Here is a 15818-nt window from a genome sequence, read left to right on the forward strand (position 1 = left end):
AGGGCGCTTCCGCCTTGATGCCGGCGAGGTGCGGCTGGCGCTGTGCGGATTTTATGGCTGCTTCAGGACGTGGATCTTGAAGCCCACCCACAGCATCAGCATCACGCCGCTGGTGATCGCCAGCAGGATCGCCCGGCCGACCGTCATGGCCATCGCATCGGTGCCGCGCCGCCAGCGCCGCAGGTGGCGAAAATCCTCTCGGACCTCTTCGCGCTCCTTCGCTTCATCCGCATACAAGCCGATATCGGCGAAGGCCTTATGCACCGCGGCGTTGGTTTCCTCCCGGATCAGCTCGCGCAGATCCTCGCGGGAGATGGTGACCATCTCGGCATGCAGTTCGCCCGTCATGGCTCGCCCGCCTTTGCCAGCGCCGCAGCCTGTGCGTCATAGAGCGCGATGAGCCGTTTGCCGCACGCCGACAAGCGCAGTTCGGAATCGCGCAGGCGGCCGATCAGCGCGACGACCTGCTTTTGCGAGAGAGCGCCGGTGCCGGCCGGGCGGCCGGTCAGCTCCTCGAAGCACCCGCGAATGTCCGCCGGAAGATCGGCGAGCCGCAGATCAATCCGGCCAGAGGGATCGCACGCCGTCAGAAGTAGCGGCGTCAAGGCAAGTGCCATCAGGCGTGCGGGCTTCCAGGGCATGGGTCTTGTCCTCAAGGGTGCGGCGCGCGGCGGCGTCGGCCGCGGCACGTTGGGAATCGGCTTGGAGAGCGTCGGCCTGCGATTGCAGGAAGGTGATCTGCTGTTGGGCCTGGCGCAGGCTGTCGCGCAGGGCGGCTTCCTCGCTGACGGCCTGGGCGGATCCGACGCCGGCGAGCCAGCCGGCCACCAGCAGCCCGGCCGCGCCGGCGCACTGCACCAGGCGCCCATAGGGTACCAACGGCACGAGGCCGTAGATGATGGCGCCGACGGCGACGAGGCCGAGCGTGCCGGCGCCGAACGAGACTGCCCAGGCGGGCAATAGGGCGAGAATCCACGCGATAAGGGTCATGTCGGAGGGCCGTCCTCGGGCGGATTGTCGGTGGGGTCGCTTGGCGCGCCGCGGCGGCCGCCGAGCACGCGGCCGAACACCATGGTGTTGCGGTCATCCCAGGCGGCGCCGAACACGTAGGCGCCGATGGTGGAGCCGGCGAGCAACAGCACGCCGCTGGCGATCGTCCCGGCAAGGTCGGTGTCCGCGCCCCAGCCGGTGAGGTAGACGATCTCGCCGGCGCAAAACAGCAGGGTGCCGATGATGATGCGCCGGCGGATCGCCCAATGGTCGCTGCCGGGCGCAGACGGCGCCGGCGCGCGGCGCGGGCTCACGCCTCGTTGCGCGAGGGCGCGCCGCTGCGGGTCAGGAACACGCGCGGGCCCGGCGTGCCGCCGCCCTTGGGCCAGCGGATCGCATCCAGCCGGCTCTTTTCCACTCGCGTGATGGTGACCGCGTCGCTCTGGTTGCCGCCGAGCACGTGGAAGCAATCGGCATCCTCGCCGATGTAGAATCCAACATGCCCGCCGCCCGGCCGGCGGAAGGTGAGGATCGCGCCGGGCGCGCCGTTGCGCAGGGCCGTGCCGAAGTCCGACCATTGCAGGGCGCCGAGCGGATTTTTCGGGATGTCCTTGAAACCGCTCAAGGTCATGACGTGGGCGACGAACAGGCCGCACCAAGGGATGGCGTCGCCGGTGAAATAGCTGGCGACCCAGCCGCCGAGCCGTTTGGCCCAGCCCATGATGGTCGCGGTGTTGCCGCCGCCCGGGGTTTCCTTGGTGCCCAACAAGGCGCGCGCGTTCGTCAGCCAAACAGGTTCGGCCATAGGTCTCTCCAGTGATGTGATGATGTGGAAATGAAAAAGCCGCCTCAGAGGGCGGCGGGGCAGTCGTTCGGGAGGGTGCGAGATCAGTCGCTTGGCTGCATCCACTCGTCAGGCGCGACCGCCCGAACCAGCATCGTGGCCAGCACCTCATGGTGCATCGCGTGCTCGGGAGCGGTGAGCGCTTCGGCCGGCAGCACCCATGAGACGCCATCGGCCAGCTCGACGGGATCGAGCCCATAGCCGGGATCGGTCGGCCCACGCACGGCTTGGGCGGTGTCGTGATCGAGGATCAAATAGAGATTGGTCATGCGGCCACTCCCAGGATTGCAGCGAGGCCCTGATGGGCGGCGAGGTGCTGTGCGGGCGTGGGCGAGGCGCCGGCGAGCGCAGCGCTGATCTGGCCGGGATAGTAAATAGCCTGCCGCAGCAGATGCAGCGTTGTCGGCATGGTCGACGATGCTGGCGCGGCCTGAAATATATTGACCCCGTTTTTGTAAATTTGGGCTTCGGTCGGGCCAGTGCGGTTGAGCACGGTGAGGCCGCGTGCGTCCGCTATATCAATGCCAAAGCCAGAGCCGCTATTGATCCGCCCAATGACGCCACCACCAGGGTCTCTAGGTCTGATGTACACGACGCCAGCCGCACCTGCGGCGTCGCCGAGGATGCTGCCATTTGATGTCAAATTGAGACCAGCCCATGCTCCGTAGCAGGCCGAATTGAGGGCCATCCGCACAAAGTCCACGCTCGGATTGGCGTTGGTGTCGAGATAGCTGGTGGTGCCGTTGCCCGTGTATCCGCCCGGCGCACCGGGTGCCGATGCGGTCCAAGTCGGGTTGTTGATCTCGGTCAAATCAAACCGATACAGCGTCTGCACCTGAGACGCCGCCGCCCCGCTGGTGGGGATGTAATTGCCCGGCACGTCCATGCACACCAGTTGAGGCATGCCAATCCGCAGCACCACGTCATAAGTCACGGGAGTCGTCGTTGCTGTCGGCGTGTTGTATCGCAGAACAAGGTTGCCGGCCGTAGAGGCGAGGGTCGCAACGCGGGTGTTGGTGTATTGCGCCCGAGCCCCCGGTATGAAGTTGCTCCCGCCGCCATCCGAGTTCAGTCGCAGCGTCACGGCAGAGAGGCCCGCGACCCAGGAGCCCGAGACAAGCTCCACGCTCGCGCTCGATGTCCATCGCTGCCCGATATCAACGTTCGTGTCCGACCGGACGTTGAACGTAACGGCCCCAACGCCCACCGAGGTGCCATAGAGGCGCAGCCTGATAAACCGCTGGCCGTTGACGCTATCGACGCCCTGGATTTCGTATGTGTTGCCGGTGCCCGCCGCGAAGCCCGTCAGTGTTACGCCATCCGGTAAAACACCGGGCGCAGCGCCAACGAACTCGCTGTTCGTCAGCGCGTTCGTCACCGTCCCGGTCCAGGGCACGAGATTGAGCTTGGCGGCCGCTCGGTCGTAGCTGGACGTCATCCACAACCCATCGAGCGCATCAAGCACGCCGGCTGGACGCAGTATCCGTGCCCCGGCGTCCAGCCGCTGCACGAAGGTGTCAGGTGGCAGCGTCATCCGCCCGAGCGCTGCGGCCGCCCACGGGTCCATTCCCAGCGGGTGGTTCAGGATGTTCACATTGCTCAGCCGACGCACCTGCGGGCCGCCGTCGGCAAGACCACGCGGACCGATGATCATGATCAGCTCCGCGCCTTGAGTGGCATGGCTCCGACATTGGCCGTGCCCGTCACTGCCATCGCGTAAACCGCCACGCCCGCTTTCACGGGGATGATTTCGGCACCAGTCGTGATGCGGATGGATGCAGCATTGGCCGCAGCGGCGGCGCCGGCGGTGTTGACGTAGATGGCCGCGTCAGTGTCGATCCGCACCCACTTGCAGCCGGCCGGCGGGGTGAGCAGCGCAACACTGGCAGTCACAGCTAGACGTGCGCCATTTGCGGTGTCGAAGTCGGGATCTTGATCCGGCGGCAGCTTCACGGTGCTCTCGGACTCTTCGTCCACCCCGATCACGAAGACTGGCGTGCCGATCATGCCCCGGCTGTTTGGATTGCTCATGTGTAGCTCCATATGGTCGGAAGGGTCAGGCGATCAGGTCAGGCCAATCGATCGCGGCAACGGCCTCGGCCGTGATCGCCGCCACCACATCCCGCGTCAGGCCATCAAGCTGCGTCTGGCAGGCGACGACGTGGGCTTTGCCGTCTGCGCCAACGGTCTGGATTTGTTCGGCGCTGTGCGGCCGGAACACCCACGCACCGTCCACGTGATCCGCGCACCAGAATGGCGTTGACCAGTCGGGGACTGGGTCGGGCAGCAACGATGCAGTGACCGATCCCATGAGGTTGATCTGATCGGTCGTCGATGAGGGGTAGGTGTGCGGAGCCCCGAGCGCCGAGGACACGAAGCCCTCGACGATGGTGGCCGCGCACGCTGCCGATAGGTCCGAGACCTTTGCGGCCTTCAAGTCGGCGAGAGGGATCTCCGGCGCCATGAAGCCATCTTCGGCGGACCATGCCCAGCCGATTGTCGGCGACACATCGGCAGGTACCTGGACCAACCCGGCGATGTCCGGGAGGCTGTCCGGGTCGATGACGATGAGGTTGGTGACGAGACCGTTTTCGACAATTGCAGCTTTGGTCATGTTGATCCTCACGAAAATTCAAAAACGAGGATGGCCCCATTTCCACCGGTGCCACCGCCGCCCGAGTCGCCGCCGCCACCGCCGCCGCCATAAGTTCCGCCATCGCCAGCGCCTGAGGTGGGAGCGACATTGTCCTGGCCTCCACGCCCGCCGCCGGCGCCAAAGAGGCCCGCGCCGCCGCCGCCGCCATCGAAGCGAGATCCTGGGGAGCCGGCCGATCCCGGAAAATGAATGGCCGTCCCAACGCCGCCGGAGCCGCCGGCACCACCAGAGCCGTTAGAACTCGTCCCGTTGCCCGACCCACCGCCCTGACCGCCACCCGCGCTAATTAGGTTGGCAAATGTCGTGGTGCCGCCTGAGCCGGCCCGGGTATTCGGGGTGTCAGCAGCCCCGCCGCTGCCGCCGCTGCCGATCACAACGGGCACGCCGGCACCCCAGCCGGTCACGTCGAAACGACCGATGTCGATCTCGCCACCGCCGCCACCGCCGCCGTTATAGGTCGTGCTCCCCCCGCCCCCGCCGCCACCAGCGCCGACCGCGAACGCGATGACGTCATTGACGCCTGCGCCAGGGGTATAGGTCCCTGATGTGATCAGGAACTGCATGCTCAGAAATCGCCCGGCCACGGCGGGGGGAACGAAAACGGTCGGGGCTACGGCAGCAAGCTGAGCCTGGGTGCCGTCGAACGTCGCTTCCATCAGCCCCCATGCGGGAATATCTCCACCGCCGAGCGCTATCCCCCCGACGCGGGTGAGTGCGACGGTGGACCCGTTGATGGTCAAGGTCGATGCACCCGTGTTTGCCCACGGGAACAGGATCTTCAACGGGGTGCCCGCAAGCTCGGCCAGTGACGCCGGCGCCGGGCTCATTGTGATCGCATAGGCGTTGGGTCCGCCCGTCGCCTGGAAGTAATTCAGGTGCTGCGAGCGGATCGCCTTGGTGACCTGCTGCAGGTCGGCCGAGGTTGGCGTGAATCCGCTGGTGGCGATGAGGGCATGCAGCTCGCGCAGCGGATGCTCTATCGCTTCGCCGCCCGGGATGGCGCCTTCCAGTCCATTCGCCGGGTCCGCATTGGGCCATCCCCGATTGGGGTCGCCAGTGTTGCCGTTGATCGGAGGCAGATATTTCATGAGATCCTCTCAGGGCACCGTGCCGATGAAACTCGCCATGCCACCGCCGACCCGCGTCACCTCGACGTAGAGACCCGAAGTCGGAAATCCGTACACGGCCGTCATGGCGTCGCTCGTGAAGGTCCACGTGGGATCGGTGACGGTCACGGTGGTGAGCACCGCATTGTTGGTGATGTTCCGGTTGAGCACGCTCCAGCTGGCGCCCTCGACGTCATCCCAGGTGACAACCAGGTCCGAACCGGAGTGATGGGCGGCGATGCCGGTGGGTGCCGGCAGTCCGCCGCCCGCGCCGATCTCCTGCACCAGCACGGCGGCCGGTCCCTGGATGGCTCCAGATAGCTGGGCGACGTTGACGTTGACGTAGCCGGCGAGCGAGCCATAGGCGGCATTTTGCGCCGCCGCCGTGAACGTCCAGCTCCCGCCGGTCACGTCCACGATGGCGAGCGTGGCGCCGGTGGTGACGCTGATGTTGCGCAGGTGATAGGTGGCGCCCGCCAACGCGTCCCAGGTCACGACGATATCGCTGGATGACGGGGCGCGGTCCGCGGCGAGGTTGGCCGGGGTAGCGAGCAAGGTCCAGGCGGGGGGCGAGGCAATCCGGTCGAGGCCGGTGGCGATCGCCTCCGACAGCTCCAGCGCCGTCGCGTGATAGACGGAGCTGGAATAATGGATGAAGCCGGGGTTGCCGATCTCAGGCGTATATCCTGCGATGGTCTCGGCACCCGGCGTCCAAGAGCCGATCATCACATAAGGATCGGCCGCCGCGATCGCGACCTGGACGTCGCGGGCGGCTTTGTAATAGGCCCCGGTGGGCTCGGGCGGGTCCGGCAGGTCGCCCCAGTAGGCGCGGCCGAGCGTCTGGAACCAGATCTTGAGGGTCGGGTTGCCGAGGGCGGATCGCATGTGCGCGAAGATCGCCTCCGTGGTCGCCCGGTAGCGCGAGGGCGAGGAGAAGCGCGGCGTCGCCGCCGGGTCGAAGGCGCTCACGTCGTTTTCGCCTTGCCCCCAGATCACGTCGGTGACCAAGGAGCCCGCTGCCTCGACCCCGGCGAGAAACTCGGTCATGCGGGGACCGGGCGTGCCGGCATCCAGATCCCACCAGTAATTAACCCCGGACACCGGATCGTCGTCCGCGTGCCGGTCGGCCGCCGAGGAGCCCCATGCCGTTTGCAGAGGGATCACCTCGATATCGCGCAGCCCGAGGCGCGCGGCGAGGTCGCGCCGGAAGTGCGCGGCCGAGACCAAATCCTTACGTCCGTTCGTTCCGCTCAACGTCGTGAAATGGCCAAGCGCATTGCTTTGGCCGGCGAAGGCCACCGCGCGGACGACGAAGGCGCCATCATCCACCGGCACGGCGCCCGCCATGCTGGTCGCGAGCGCAGCACCATCAACCCGCAGGCGCCACGCGAGGAAGGTGGGCGGAAAATCGAAGTCCGGCACACCCATTTCCACGGGATAGGCGCAGCGCACGCGCCCCGCCTCGGCAACAGGATGGACGAGGGTGATCGTGCGCAGCACGTCGGCGCCGCTGACGTCGAGGATCTCGACCGCATAGACATGGTCCGTCGGGTCGGCGTCGCCCGGCGACCAGGAGAGCATGACGTCGCCCCAGCTATTGGCGACCATCGCCAGATCACCGGGAAAGCTGGGCTCGACAGGGTCAGGACCAGGATCGGGGCTCGGGCCTGGGCTGGGCAGAAGAGCACCGGAAGGATAGGTCCAGCCGTCGCGCCACACCTGCGGCCGCGCCCACACGAACGTCTCCGCGACACCCCAGGCGAACCCATCATCCGCAGCGCGCAGGATGCGCGGCCACACCGCCGCGGCGTCCTCCGGCAGCAGGTTGAACCCCGCGAAATAGTGCAGGTGGTCGAGCGGGTAGCCGAGCGAGACCGTGCCGGCGGACAGCGTCGTGTCGTGCAGGTCCCAATCATCGGCCGTCACCCAATCGTAGTCCTCAAGCTGGACGATATCGAAGGCAGGATGGCTCCAGCTCGCCACCGGGAGATTGATGGCGGTGAGGATCGGTGCGCCGGGTGCCAGCACCTGCGGGGTGAAGACCAGCAGCATGACGGTGACGCCCGGATGCGCCGTCCGCATCTCGTCCCGCAGCCACAGCGTCGAGGCGCCGAGGCGGTTGCCAAGCCACGCGAGATAGTCCGCATGGATGCCGATCGCCTGCGTCGAGCTCGTGATGCGCGGCGTCGGCACCGCTTGTCCGGTCTCGGCCGTGTAGAGCGCGGTCGTCGCCGCATCATAAATGCACGGGCCACCGCCGCCGAAGGACCCATCCCACCACCACGGCTCGCCGATCTGGTAATGCAGCACGCCGCCGGCGGTTGCCACGGCGCCCAGCAGCCAGTCGGCGACGCTGCGCAGATAGTCCAGCGCTGCCGTGCTGCTGGGTGAGATCAGGGTGGATGGCGGCGTCCATCCGGTGAGGGCGGGCGCGCCGGCATAATCCCGCTGCTGCCAGGCGGTCGGGCAGACGTCGGCGAGGATCTCGTAGGACTGCGAGACCACGATCTGGAAGCCCCGCGCCGTGAGCCGGGCGAAGAGATCGGCAAACCAGGCGCGCGCCGGCCCGCTGACCGGGTGCGCAGGGTCCACGACAAGGCGGCCCTCGCCATCGTCATAGACCAGCGCGTGGAGGTGGGAGGCCCCCACATAAATCACGTACCAGTCGCGATACCCGAGCCGCCAGATGCCATCGACGATGCGCGCCGGCGTCAGGTTGTAGGCGTCGTCATAGCCGTCGGTCATGCGCAGATCGTGCACCGCCGTCGCCTTGTGTCGCCGCTGCAGGTGGGTGTTGATCCCCGAGGCCGTCAGGCTGGAGATCTCTACAAGCACGTCCACCGGTTCGATGGGGTCTGGCACACCGGTGTAGCCGGGGGCGGCAACGCCGATCGAGATCTGCTTGACCCGGTGCCATGGGATCACGGTTCGTTCGGCGTCGTCCTCGGGGTCAAAGCCCCCCAGCACCGGCGCCCCGGTGAAATCGAGATGGATATGGCCGCTCTGGCCATCGCCGGCCGTCATGTAATTGGCGAGGCGCACGAAATAGTCCACGGCCTCATCATCGGTGACCGTCATCACCAGGCCGGCGGTGTCCGTGATCGGTGGCAGGCCTGTGAGGGCAAACTGAAAATCGAGGACGCAGCCGGTGTAATTTCCCGACGTAAAATAGGCGAGGCCGCGCGCCGACCAGCGGTCTTCACTTTCCCAGCGCATGCCCACCACATCCGCCGCAGTGCGCAAGGTACAGGCCAGCCGTAGCCCATCGTCACCCACGGTGATGAGAGATCCCGATGCGGTTAGCGGCAGGTCGATCGTCCAATAAAGCGGTTCGAACCTGCGGATGGGCGGCTGCACGGAGACCGTCTGTTCCGCCGTCCAGTCGCTTGTCGCTCCGTTAAGCATCTGCCGGGCGCGCACGCGATAGGTGCCTTCGGAAAGGGTCGCGGGGATCAGAATCGACCCCGCGCCGGCGCCATCGGATTGGCCCGAAATGACGGTCATGCGGCCTCCCAGAACTCAACGCGGTACGTGGCGTCCGGCTCAGTGGTGACCTCGACCACCGGCCAGCCATCGATATCGAGCAGCGGTGGCGCGATCAGCAGCGGGTACGAGAACACGATGCGCGTGTGCGACGGCTTGTACTGGTTGAAGACGCACATCAGATCGGAGGCGAAGGAGATGCGGGCGAAGGGATCGCGGCCGCATTGGCCCAAGCCCATTTCGAACCAGATCACCCGCTGCCCGGAGACGATCACCCACCAGTAGAAGGCGATTTCCTCGGAGCCGATCTGATCTTCGCCACCACATTGAGACAGGCCGCACATGAAGGGCGCTTGCTCGACGATCGAGATGTCATAGCCGAGCCGCGCCGCCACCCCGATGAAGTAGGCGCGCGACTGCCCGCCCTCGGCCGTCAGGCGCTCCACCAGCGCGGCGCGGCGCTCGCCGATGGTGCTCGGCTCGGTGACGCAGGGGTTGGGCAGGCCAGCCATGCGCTCCCATTCCGGGAGCAACAAGAAGGTGCTGAGGGGCTGGGCTTCGACGTCCACCAGGTTCCAGGCGGCATCATCGACGCGGCCCCAGATCTCACCGAGCCCGGCGCAGAATTGCGCCATGGGCATGCGCGGGTCGCGGGGCCAGGCCTCGCCGACGGGCAGGAGCGAGAGCAGGGCATTGCCGTAATCCTCACCCGAGCGGCGGATGGGCGCGTCAGACATAGGAGATGGTTCCGAGCACGCCAATTTGGCCCGCGGTCATCGGCACGTTGGAGGCAGTAAGGTCGTGGCTGTTTTCACCCAGCGCCGCGGACGCGGCCTCGGCAATCCACGATTTGGAGATGGCCTTCCCCGGCTCGGCCCGACGCAGCAGCATCCGGCGCACGCTGGCCTCGATCGCGGCGCGCACCGTAGGCGTGTCCCGGTCGAGGTTCGAAATCGCGAACGACACCGGATTGGGGATCGGCGGCAGCACGAACAGGCGCTTGACCGTCACCGGCCGCAGGGGGTCGATATGCGCATGCACCAGCGCGCAATCTTCAAGGGTCGGGATGCCGTTCGGCCGGAGCGGCGTGCCGTCGGGGAGCACACCTTCCATCAGGAATCGCACCGTCGCGGCCCCGACGATTTCCGAGGTACCCCATGCGCGCGTCACGCCGGCCACCTCGCGCGCCCAGGCCACATAATCATGGTCGGCGCCGCCCTGCGGGGGCTTGCGAATGCGTTGCAGGATGCGGTCGCGATAGCTCTCGGCGCTCTCGGTCTCCGCACCGCCGGTCCAGTCGGCCGGGATGGTAGCGGCCGCCTCGACGCCGGGCAAAGCGGATCGGAAGGACGCACTCGCGCCCGCCTGAATATTGCCACCGATGCCGGCCTCGGTCGCCCGGGCGGCAATGACGACGCCGCCAGGAGAGGCCGCTGCATCCTCAGTCGTTTCGACGATGACGTTGCCGGCGAGCAGCTCGGTGCCGGCGAGGATCGGTGCGCCGGCGGTGCCGCGCGCGACAATGGTGCCGGTGGCGAACGTGGCCGCCTGCTTCGGGCCGATCCAGATCCGCCCGTGCCGGTCGAGCCAGAACACCGACGTGTCAACCATGAGCTCTTGGGCGAGGGTCTCCAGATATCGGTAAGCGCCGTCGGCGAGGCCGCTGTTGGAGTCCGCCAGCACCCGCATGTTGGAGTTGGGGACCGAGGCGTCGGCGCCGGGCAGGTGGGCGGCAATATCGTCCCGCACCTGCCGGCGGATGGCCGGCAGGGTGTTCAGATCCAAGGCCATGCGGTCAGCTCCAGAGGGTTTGCCAGCGCAGGTCGAGCAGGCGGGTGGATCCGCGATAGGCGTCCACCGTCACCTCAATTTGTTCCATCTCGGTGCGAGTGGCGGTGACGTCCAGGCGGGTGCCGATCTTCAGATCCAGGAACCATTGCAGCGCCTCGCGCACATAGTCCTCGGCGCGGGCGCGAACGTCCTCGGTCCATTTCTCTCGGCGTAGCAGCCAAAGGCGTGAGCCAATGGGTGTCGCGCCCCAAATCTCAGAGGCCTGCCAATCCGCCCACCAGCCGCGCCGGTCATCGTCGGTGGGGTCCGGCAGAACGTCGTCGTCCTCGGCCGTCCGGTCCGTCATGAGGGAGATGATGAAAGCGGTCTTCAGGTCCTCGCCGGTATCCAGCACGCTGCCCTTGAGCAGCCATGTGGACTGGAGCTCGTCGGGGTTCCAATCGGTGCGAATGTCCACCATGTCACACCTTCGCGAAGACGCGGGTGGATGGGCCCGCCGCGGTCATCACCGCCACCGCGCCGGCCTCGCCGCCGAGATAGATGCGGTCCGCTTCGATGATCACCTTTTCGGCGCTCTTCACTGTGACCGTCTTCGCGCTCTCGATCGTGATCCCGGCCGCACCAAGAAGCACCCGCTGGCCCTGGTGATCGTAGAGGGCCACCTCGCCCGACTGCAGGCCCGTCAGCCGGTACCGGCGGTCACCGATAGCCACGACCACCGCGTGCGACCGCTCACCAGAAGGAAAGGCGATAAGGGCCTCGGCGCCGTCCATGGGCACTGCCGTCAACCCGTAGGGTTCCCAATGCTCCACACTGTCCTTGCGCTCGTCCTTCAAAATGGAGACGTCCACGCGCTGCATTTTCTTGGTGCTGTCGGTTTTGCGGAGGATGCCGCGCGCCATCGTCTGTGTGGCCCGGCGGCCGGCATCTGCCTGTGACTGCCTCATGCAACACCCGTTTTGCTGTCTACCGGAGGGCCGTCCCAGATCTTCCCGTCATCGCTGCCACCGCCGCTCTTCTTCTGCCCGCCGCCCTTTTTGCGCAGCGCGCTGAGGGGGACGAGCTGCAGCTTGGTCGAGGTCGGCCCCTGGCCCTGGCTGTGGGTCACCTGCTTGATGTAGAGGGTCCGGTCCAAATAGAGCGACGGGCTCGACACCTGCACGGCGTCGCCAGGCGTCCACAGCTTGCCCTCAGAGACGTGCCAGCCGAGCACGGTGATGTCGGCCACCAGCCCGTTGCCGGCGCGCACGGCACGCTCGAATTCCAGTCGGTTGCGCAGGTCCTTCATGGTCAGGGGCTTTTCCGGGGTGACGATCAGCGGCCGGTGGCGCGGCACGCTCTCGTCGTCCACCTCGTCCCCGATCTCAGATGCGTCGGAGCCCCAGATTTCATCGGTGCCCGCCACCTGGCTCTTGCCGATGATCTTGGAATGCCGCTCCTCGGCGGTCAGCGCGGCGCGCCCCTCGAAGATGTTTTCGCCCTCGATCAGCTTTGCGACCGGATCGCTTTCCTGCGCCTCATCGATCACCAGGCGCCCGGAGGGATCATCGTGCAGCACGACGCCGCGCGAGCGCGCAAGGTCATCCAGGGTACGGAAGACCGTCGAACCGGGCTCAACCGAGACGTCCGAAAAGGTCTCGCCCAGGTCCGCCTTGGCGAGCACATCCACGCCGAACGGCTTGCACAACTGGTTGCCGATGGCGTCGAGCTTGTAGCCCTTGAATTGACCGCCCGGAACCACCGCGCTGCAGTCCACCAGGTCCCCTGTCTTGGACCGCCCGGCCACATGGATGCCGCGCTGTGTCGCGTTATAGGCCGGCTCGACGCGGTCCACATAGCCGGTGATCGCCAGCACCCCGCCGAGCGACACCGTGCATGGGTCGAACAGGTTGATGGGCCACCCGAGTTGCTGGCCGCCCTCGGCCCACGTATCGATCACCGCGAGCGAAAAGGTGGACGCGGCGGCGTCGAACGCGCGCGTCACCTCGACCGTCTTCCAGCCCCCATATTCCCGGTCGCCGATAGCGATCCAAGCCCGCAGGTCGTCAATCGGCATCATGCCGTGAGCGCCCGGATTTCGCGCGGCATGAAGCCGGGATGCAGGGCGCCGGTTTCCGCCACCACCTCGCCCGCCCGGCTGGCGTCGCGCCACAGGCGATGCGCGATGACCAGCGCCGGCAAGGACCGGGACAGCGTCACCGATGCGAGACGCGGCAGCGGACGGCCGCGCTCCAGCAGATCCCGCACGACATTGGCGTGCAGCGTCCGCAGCGTGGACAACAAGTCGGATTGCCGCGCCACCGCAGCGATATCGATCTCGGCATCAAACCGGCCGGTGATGGCGGTGCGCAGCGCATCCGCCTGATCGCGCGAGGTCAGGTCCTGGTCCATCAGCGCGCGCGCCTCCTCGATCAGGAAGAGCCGCCGCACCAGGTCCTGCACACAAACGGCATCCGGTTCGATGGTGGCGGGGAGCGCGGATGTCGGTGCGGCGAACACCTCGGCTCCGGCGCCGGCGGCGCGAAGGGCGGCGATGATGATCGGCAGCGCCGCGGCGGCGTCGGTGGCCGGACTGATGGACTGCTGCAGGTCCAGGATGCCGAGCGCGCAACGGGCGTGTGCAGCGCTGTCGCTGGCGACGAAGTGGAGTTGGCCGAGATTGCCGGTCACCGCCAGCACGGTGTCGTTGACGATGGACTGGCCGAGCTGGTCCAGCGCGCCGAGCGCGGCGGTGTAGATGCCGCTGATCACCGGGACGGCCGCAGTCGCGGCCGCGAATCCGGCGGCGCCCGCCAGGACGTTGACGATCAGGCCGGGCGTGGTGCCCTTCTCGACAAACTGCAGGTCGAGCACGGCCATGCGGCCGCCGTCCACGCTTTCACTGTGGCGCACCGTCTCGCATTCAACCAGCACCTGGCCTTCGCTCGGAAGGGTGATCTGCCCCGCGCCGTTGGCCTCGCATGCGACCGCCAACGCCACCGCGCGCGCCCCGGCATCGGGGCCGAGCAGGAAGGCGCGGAAGCTCCAGCGCCGCGCCTTGCGCCCGTGGCTTTCGGTGTACGGGACGTCGCGGCCGTGGAACTCGTTCACCTCGAGGCGCTTGCCCTTTTCCCCTGACGCGTCGAGGACGTGGAAGCGCACACCGCGGAACGAGGCGGGACGGTAGGCCATCAGCCGGTGCCTTCCATGGCATAGCCCATCTTCATGTTCACGCCGCTGAACAACGGGCCGGAGGAATCGGCCTGCGCTTTGGTGCCTGGCGGGGCATTGCTGAAGCGGACATCGAGCGTGGCGGCGGAGCGCTGGCCGCCCGATTGGATAACGCCGGCCTGGGCGGCCTTCTCCAACAAAGAGCCCTGCTGCTGATAGCCGGGGTTGCTGCGGCCCGGGCCATAGGTCGAGGGCTGTCCGCCTGGGACGGTATTCTGGTTGTTGAGAGGCGATCCGCGCGGCGCGCCAGCAGGGGCGATGCTGGGCGCGGAAAACGTCATTGAATTCCAGAGCGCCTTGACCTTGTTGATGGCATCCATGAAGGGGCCGACAAGGTACTTGTTCAGCAGATCGACGAGCGGCTGTGTGGCCTCTTCCAGCATCTTGTTCAGATCGACGCCGATCGCGTCGCCGATCATCTTGACGACCCCCTTGACCGCTGCCCCGCCAGCGTCGAGAACTCCGCCGAGCATGTTGGTCACGCCAGCGATGATGTTGCCGTCCATCAGTTGGCGGAATCCATCGCCGACCCGACCGATGGCGGCGGAGAATTCGTTCCAATTGTAAATGGCGCCAGCGAGCAGCCCGAGCCCGAGGATGACCGGAAGGCCCGCGGCAGATGCTGCGAATTTGCCGAAATCTACCGCCAGCCGGATTAGGCCTAAGCTGAAATTTAACAGCGGCGCCAAAAGTGCGGCCGTTAGAATAGCGCCCAGGCCAATCAGCACATTGCCCCAGCCGCCCACCTTCTGCGCGAACGCATCGGCGCTGGCGGCGAATTCCCGCATCTGCCGACCGATCTCCTTGAAATCGAGGTCCCTGACGTATGACGTGAGGTCCCTCACCGCGTCCGCAATCGAGGTGGCCAGCCATTCCTTATTGACCTTCATCCACTCGATCATGTCCTTCACAATGGGACCGATGATCGGCGCCAGCTTCGCGCCAATCTGGACAGCGACCCCGCCCACCGCATCGCCGAGGTCTTCCAGGTCGTCTCCGAGTTCATCGGCCGCAGCCACGTCGGCATCGGACAGAACAATACCGAGGTCCCTGGCCTTCTGCGCCATCTTGGCAAGGCCATCCTTTCCGCCGATCAACAGCGGAATGAGGTCAGCCCCCGCCTTGCCAAAGAGGAGCATCGATGCAGCGGTGCGCTGTGCCGAATTACCGTTCTTCATGAAGGCTTCGGAGATCTTCGGCAGAACATCTTCTAGTTTCATGCCCTTGATGTTGATGCCCATGGCCTTGAAATATTCGGCGGCCTTCTTGTTCTTTCCAGCCCGGGTCTCAGCGAGAACCTTGTTAAGCTTCACGAAGCCAGTGTCGATCGATGCGGAGTCGACACCCACCTTCTTCGCGGCATAGCGCAGTTCCTGGAGCTTTTCGGCCGACATGCCGATCTTGGCGGACGCGTCGGCGAGGCCACCACCTAAAGCGGCGAACTTTCCCACCGTCATACCAGCGAACCCGACTGCGGCGCCTTGGACGCTGGCATAGGACACCCCAAGGGCGCCGAGGCTCACCGCTACACGGCCGATGGCAGATCGCACGCCTACGAATGCGCCGCTGGTCCGAGACGCCTGCGCGGCCAAACCGTCAAACGCCCGGTCGCCGGCGACACGGCGCATGCTGGCGCTGATCTGCCGAAGGATGGGTGTCACCCGGTCGGACAGCTCAGCGACGCCTCTAATGTCCAATGGTCCGGCCATTGCTCACCTCATGAAAAATGGCATTCGAA

At 66.5% G+C, this 15818-nt stretch carries 18 protein-coding genes; all 18 read right to left on the minus strand.

Going from position 1 to position 15818, the window contains the following annotated elements; translation table 11 throughout:
- Positions 1 to 51 precede the first annotated feature (51 nt).
- Complete coding sequence (locus V5F77_RS02315) at positions 52 to 348, minus strand: hypothetical protein (protein WP_429003707.1); 297 nt, start codon at positions 346 to 348, stop codon at positions 52 to 54.
- Complete coding sequence (locus V5F77_RS02320) at positions 345 to 605, minus strand: hypothetical protein (protein WP_429003708.1); 261 nt, start codon at positions 603 to 605, stop codon at positions 345 to 347. Before V5F77_RS02320 ends, V5F77_RS02315 begins: the two co-directional genes overlap by 4 nt.
- Entirely contained in the window at positions 559 to 990 is a 432-nt protein-coding gene (locus V5F77_RS02325; RefSeq protein ID WP_429003709.1) for a hypothetical protein, read from the minus strand. Before V5F77_RS02325 ends, V5F77_RS02320 begins: the two co-directional genes overlap by 47 nt.
- A complete protein-coding gene (locus tag V5F77_RS02330) occupies positions 987 to 1304 on the minus strand; it encodes a hypothetical protein (protein WP_429003710.1) in 318 nt (105 codons plus the stop codon). Before V5F77_RS02330 ends, V5F77_RS02325 begins: the two co-directional genes overlap by 4 nt.
- A complete protein-coding gene (locus V5F77_RS02335; RefSeq protein WP_429003711.1) occupies positions 1301 to 1795 on the minus strand; it encodes a TIGR02594 family protein in 495 nt (164 codons plus the stop codon). Before V5F77_RS02335 ends, V5F77_RS02330 begins: the two co-directional genes overlap by 4 nt.
- 83 nt (positions 1796 to 1878) lie before the next feature.
- The gene (locus tag V5F77_RS02340) at positions 1879 to 2103 is read right to left on the minus strand and encodes a hypothetical protein (protein ID WP_429003712.1); all 225 of its coding nucleotides are present in this window, start codon (positions 2101 to 2103) and stop codon (positions 1879 to 1881) included.
- A complete protein-coding gene (locus V5F77_RS02345; protein WP_429003713.1) occupies positions 2100 to 3488 on the minus strand; it encodes a hypothetical protein in 1389 nt (462 codons plus the stop codon). Before V5F77_RS02345 ends, V5F77_RS02340 begins: the two co-directional genes overlap by 4 nt.
- Positions 3489 to 3490: 2 nt before the next feature.
- On the minus strand, positions 3491 to 3865 hold the full coding sequence (locus V5F77_RS02350) for a hypothetical protein (protein ID WP_429003714.1): 375 nt from the start codon (positions 3863 to 3865) through the stop codon (positions 3491 to 3493).
- Between the two features lie 25 nt (positions 3866 to 3890).
- Positions 3891 to 4448 (minus strand): DUF4376 domain-containing protein, encoded by a 558-nt coding sequence (locus V5F77_RS02355; RefSeq protein ID WP_429003715.1) that lies wholly within the window; start codon positions 4446 to 4448, stop codon positions 3891 to 3893.
- Positions 4449 to 4456: 8 nt separating this feature from the next.
- Complete coding sequence (locus V5F77_RS02360; RefSeq protein ID WP_429003716.1) at positions 4457 to 5578, minus strand: glycine-rich domain-containing protein; 1122 nt, start codon at positions 5576 to 5578, stop codon at positions 4457 to 4459.
- A gap of 9 nt (positions 5579 to 5587) precedes the next feature.
- The gene (locus V5F77_RS02365; protein WP_429003717.1) at positions 5588 to 9100 is read right to left on the minus strand and encodes a non-contractile tail sheath protein; all 3513 of its coding nucleotides are present in this window, start codon (positions 9098 to 9100) and stop codon (positions 5588 to 5590) included.
- Positions 9097 to 9816, minus strand: coding sequence for a YmfQ family protein (locus V5F77_RS02370; protein ID WP_429003718.1), 720 nt, complete (start codon positions 9814 to 9816; stop codon positions 9097 to 9099). Before V5F77_RS02370 ends, V5F77_RS02365 begins: the two co-directional genes overlap by 4 nt.
- Positions 9809 to 10870 carry a baseplate J/gp47 family protein gene (locus V5F77_RS02375; RefSeq protein WP_429003719.1) on the minus strand — a complete coding sequence of 354 codons (1062 nt, stop codon included), beginning with the start codon at positions 10868 to 10870 and terminating at the stop codon, positions 9809 to 9811. The genes V5F77_RS02370 and V5F77_RS02375 overlap by 8 nt, the downstream gene beginning before the upstream one ends.
- Before the next feature lie 4 nt (positions 10871 to 10874).
- Positions 10875 to 11330 carry a phage GP46 family protein gene (locus tag V5F77_RS02380; RefSeq protein ID WP_429003720.1) on the minus strand — a complete coding sequence of 152 codons (456 nt, stop codon included), beginning with the start codon at positions 11328 to 11330 and terminating at the stop codon, positions 10875 to 10877.
- Position 11331: 1 nt separating this feature from the next.
- A complete protein-coding gene (locus V5F77_RS02385; RefSeq protein ID WP_429003721.1) occupies positions 11332 to 11817 on the minus strand; it encodes a phage baseplate assembly protein V in 486 nt (161 codons plus the stop codon).
- On the minus strand, positions 11814 to 12929 hold the full coding sequence (locus V5F77_RS02390) for a phage baseplate assembly protein (protein ID WP_429003722.1): 1116 nt from the start codon (positions 12927 to 12929) through the stop codon (positions 11814 to 11816). The genes V5F77_RS02385 and V5F77_RS02390 overlap by 4 nt, the downstream gene beginning before the upstream one ends.
- Complete coding sequence (locus V5F77_RS02395; protein ID WP_429003723.1) at positions 12926 to 14041, minus strand: DNA circularization N-terminal domain-containing protein; 1116 nt, start codon at positions 14039 to 14041, stop codon at positions 12926 to 12928. Before V5F77_RS02395 ends, V5F77_RS02390 begins: the two co-directional genes overlap by 4 nt.
- Positions 14041 to 15789, minus strand: coding sequence for a hypothetical protein (locus V5F77_RS02400; protein WP_429003724.1), 1749 nt, complete (start codon positions 15787 to 15789; stop codon positions 14041 to 14043). The genes V5F77_RS02395 and V5F77_RS02400 overlap by 1 nt, the downstream gene beginning before the upstream one ends.
- Positions 15790 to 15818 lie beyond the last annotated feature (29 nt).

This window comes from Roseixanthobacter psychrophilus (genome assembly GCF_043195195.1).
In the GTDB taxonomy this organism is placed as follows: Bacteria; Pseudomonadota; Alphaproteobacteria; order Rhizobiales; family Xanthobacteraceae; genus NCEH01.

What these genes read in the sequence shown, in the direction of transcription:
- V5F77_RS02315 (WP_429003707.1), bottom strand. Translation starts at nt 348, where the DNA reads ATGACGGGCGAACTGCATGCCGAGATGGTCACCATCTCCCGCGAGGAT.
- V5F77_RS02325 (WP_429003709.1), bottom strand. Translation starts at nt 990, where the DNA reads ATGACCCTTATCGCGTGGATTCTCGCCCTATTGCCCGCCTGGGCAGTC.
- V5F77_RS02335 (WP_429003711.1), bottom strand. Translation starts at nt 1,795, where the DNA reads ATGGCCGAACCTGTTTGGCTGACGAACGCGCGCGCCTTGTTGGGCACC.
- V5F77_RS02340 (WP_429003712.1), bottom strand. Translation starts at nt 2,103, where the DNA reads ATGACCAATCTCTATTTGATCCTCGATCACGACACCGCCCAAGCCGTG.
- V5F77_RS02345 (WP_429003713.1), bottom strand. Translation starts at nt 3,488, where the DNA reads ATGATCATCGGTCCGCGTGGTCTTGCCGACGGCGGCCCGCAGGTGCGT.
- V5F77_RS02350 (WP_429003714.1), bottom strand. Translation starts at nt 3,865, where the DNA reads ATGAGCAATCCAAACAGCCGGGGCATGATCGGCACGCCAGTCTTCGTG.
- V5F77_RS02355 (WP_429003715.1), bottom strand. Translation starts at nt 4,448, where the DNA reads ATGACCAAAGCTGCAATTGTCGAAAACGGTCTCGTCACCAACCTCATC.
- V5F77_RS02360 (WP_429003716.1), bottom strand. Translation starts at nt 5,578, where the DNA reads ATGAAATATCTGCCTCCGATCAACGGCAACACTGGCGACCCCAATCGG.
- V5F77_RS02365 (WP_429003717.1), bottom strand. Translation starts at nt 9,100, where the DNA reads ATGACCGTCATTTCGGGCCAATCCGATGGCGCCGGCGCGGGGTCGATT.
- V5F77_RS02370 (WP_429003718.1), bottom strand. Translation starts at nt 9,816, where the DNA reads ATGTCTGACGCGCCCATCCGCCGCTCGGGTGAGGATTACGGCAATGCC.
- V5F77_RS02375 (WP_429003719.1), bottom strand. Translation starts at nt 10,870, where the DNA reads ATGGCCTTGGATCTGAACACCCTGCCGGCCATCCGCCGGCAGGTGCGG.
- V5F77_RS02380 (WP_429003720.1), bottom strand. Translation starts at nt 11,330, where the DNA reads ATGGTGGACATTCGCACCGATTGGAACCCCGACGAGCTCCAGTCCACA.
- V5F77_RS02385 (WP_429003721.1), bottom strand. Translation starts at nt 11,817, where the DNA reads ATGAGGCAGTCACAGGCAGATGCCGGCCGCCGGGCCACACAGACGATG.
- V5F77_RS02390 (WP_429003722.1), bottom strand. Translation starts at nt 12,929, where the DNA reads ATGATGCCGATTGACGACCTGCGGGCTTGGATCGCTATCGGCGACCGG.
- V5F77_RS02395 (WP_429003723.1), bottom strand. Translation starts at nt 14,041, where the DNA reads ATGGCCTACCGTCCCGCCTCGTTCCGCGGTGTGCGCTTCCACGTCCTC.
- V5F77_RS02400 (WP_429003724.1), bottom strand. Translation starts at nt 15,789, where the DNA reads ATGGCCGGACCATTGGACATTAGAGGCGTCGCTGAGCTGTCCGACCGG.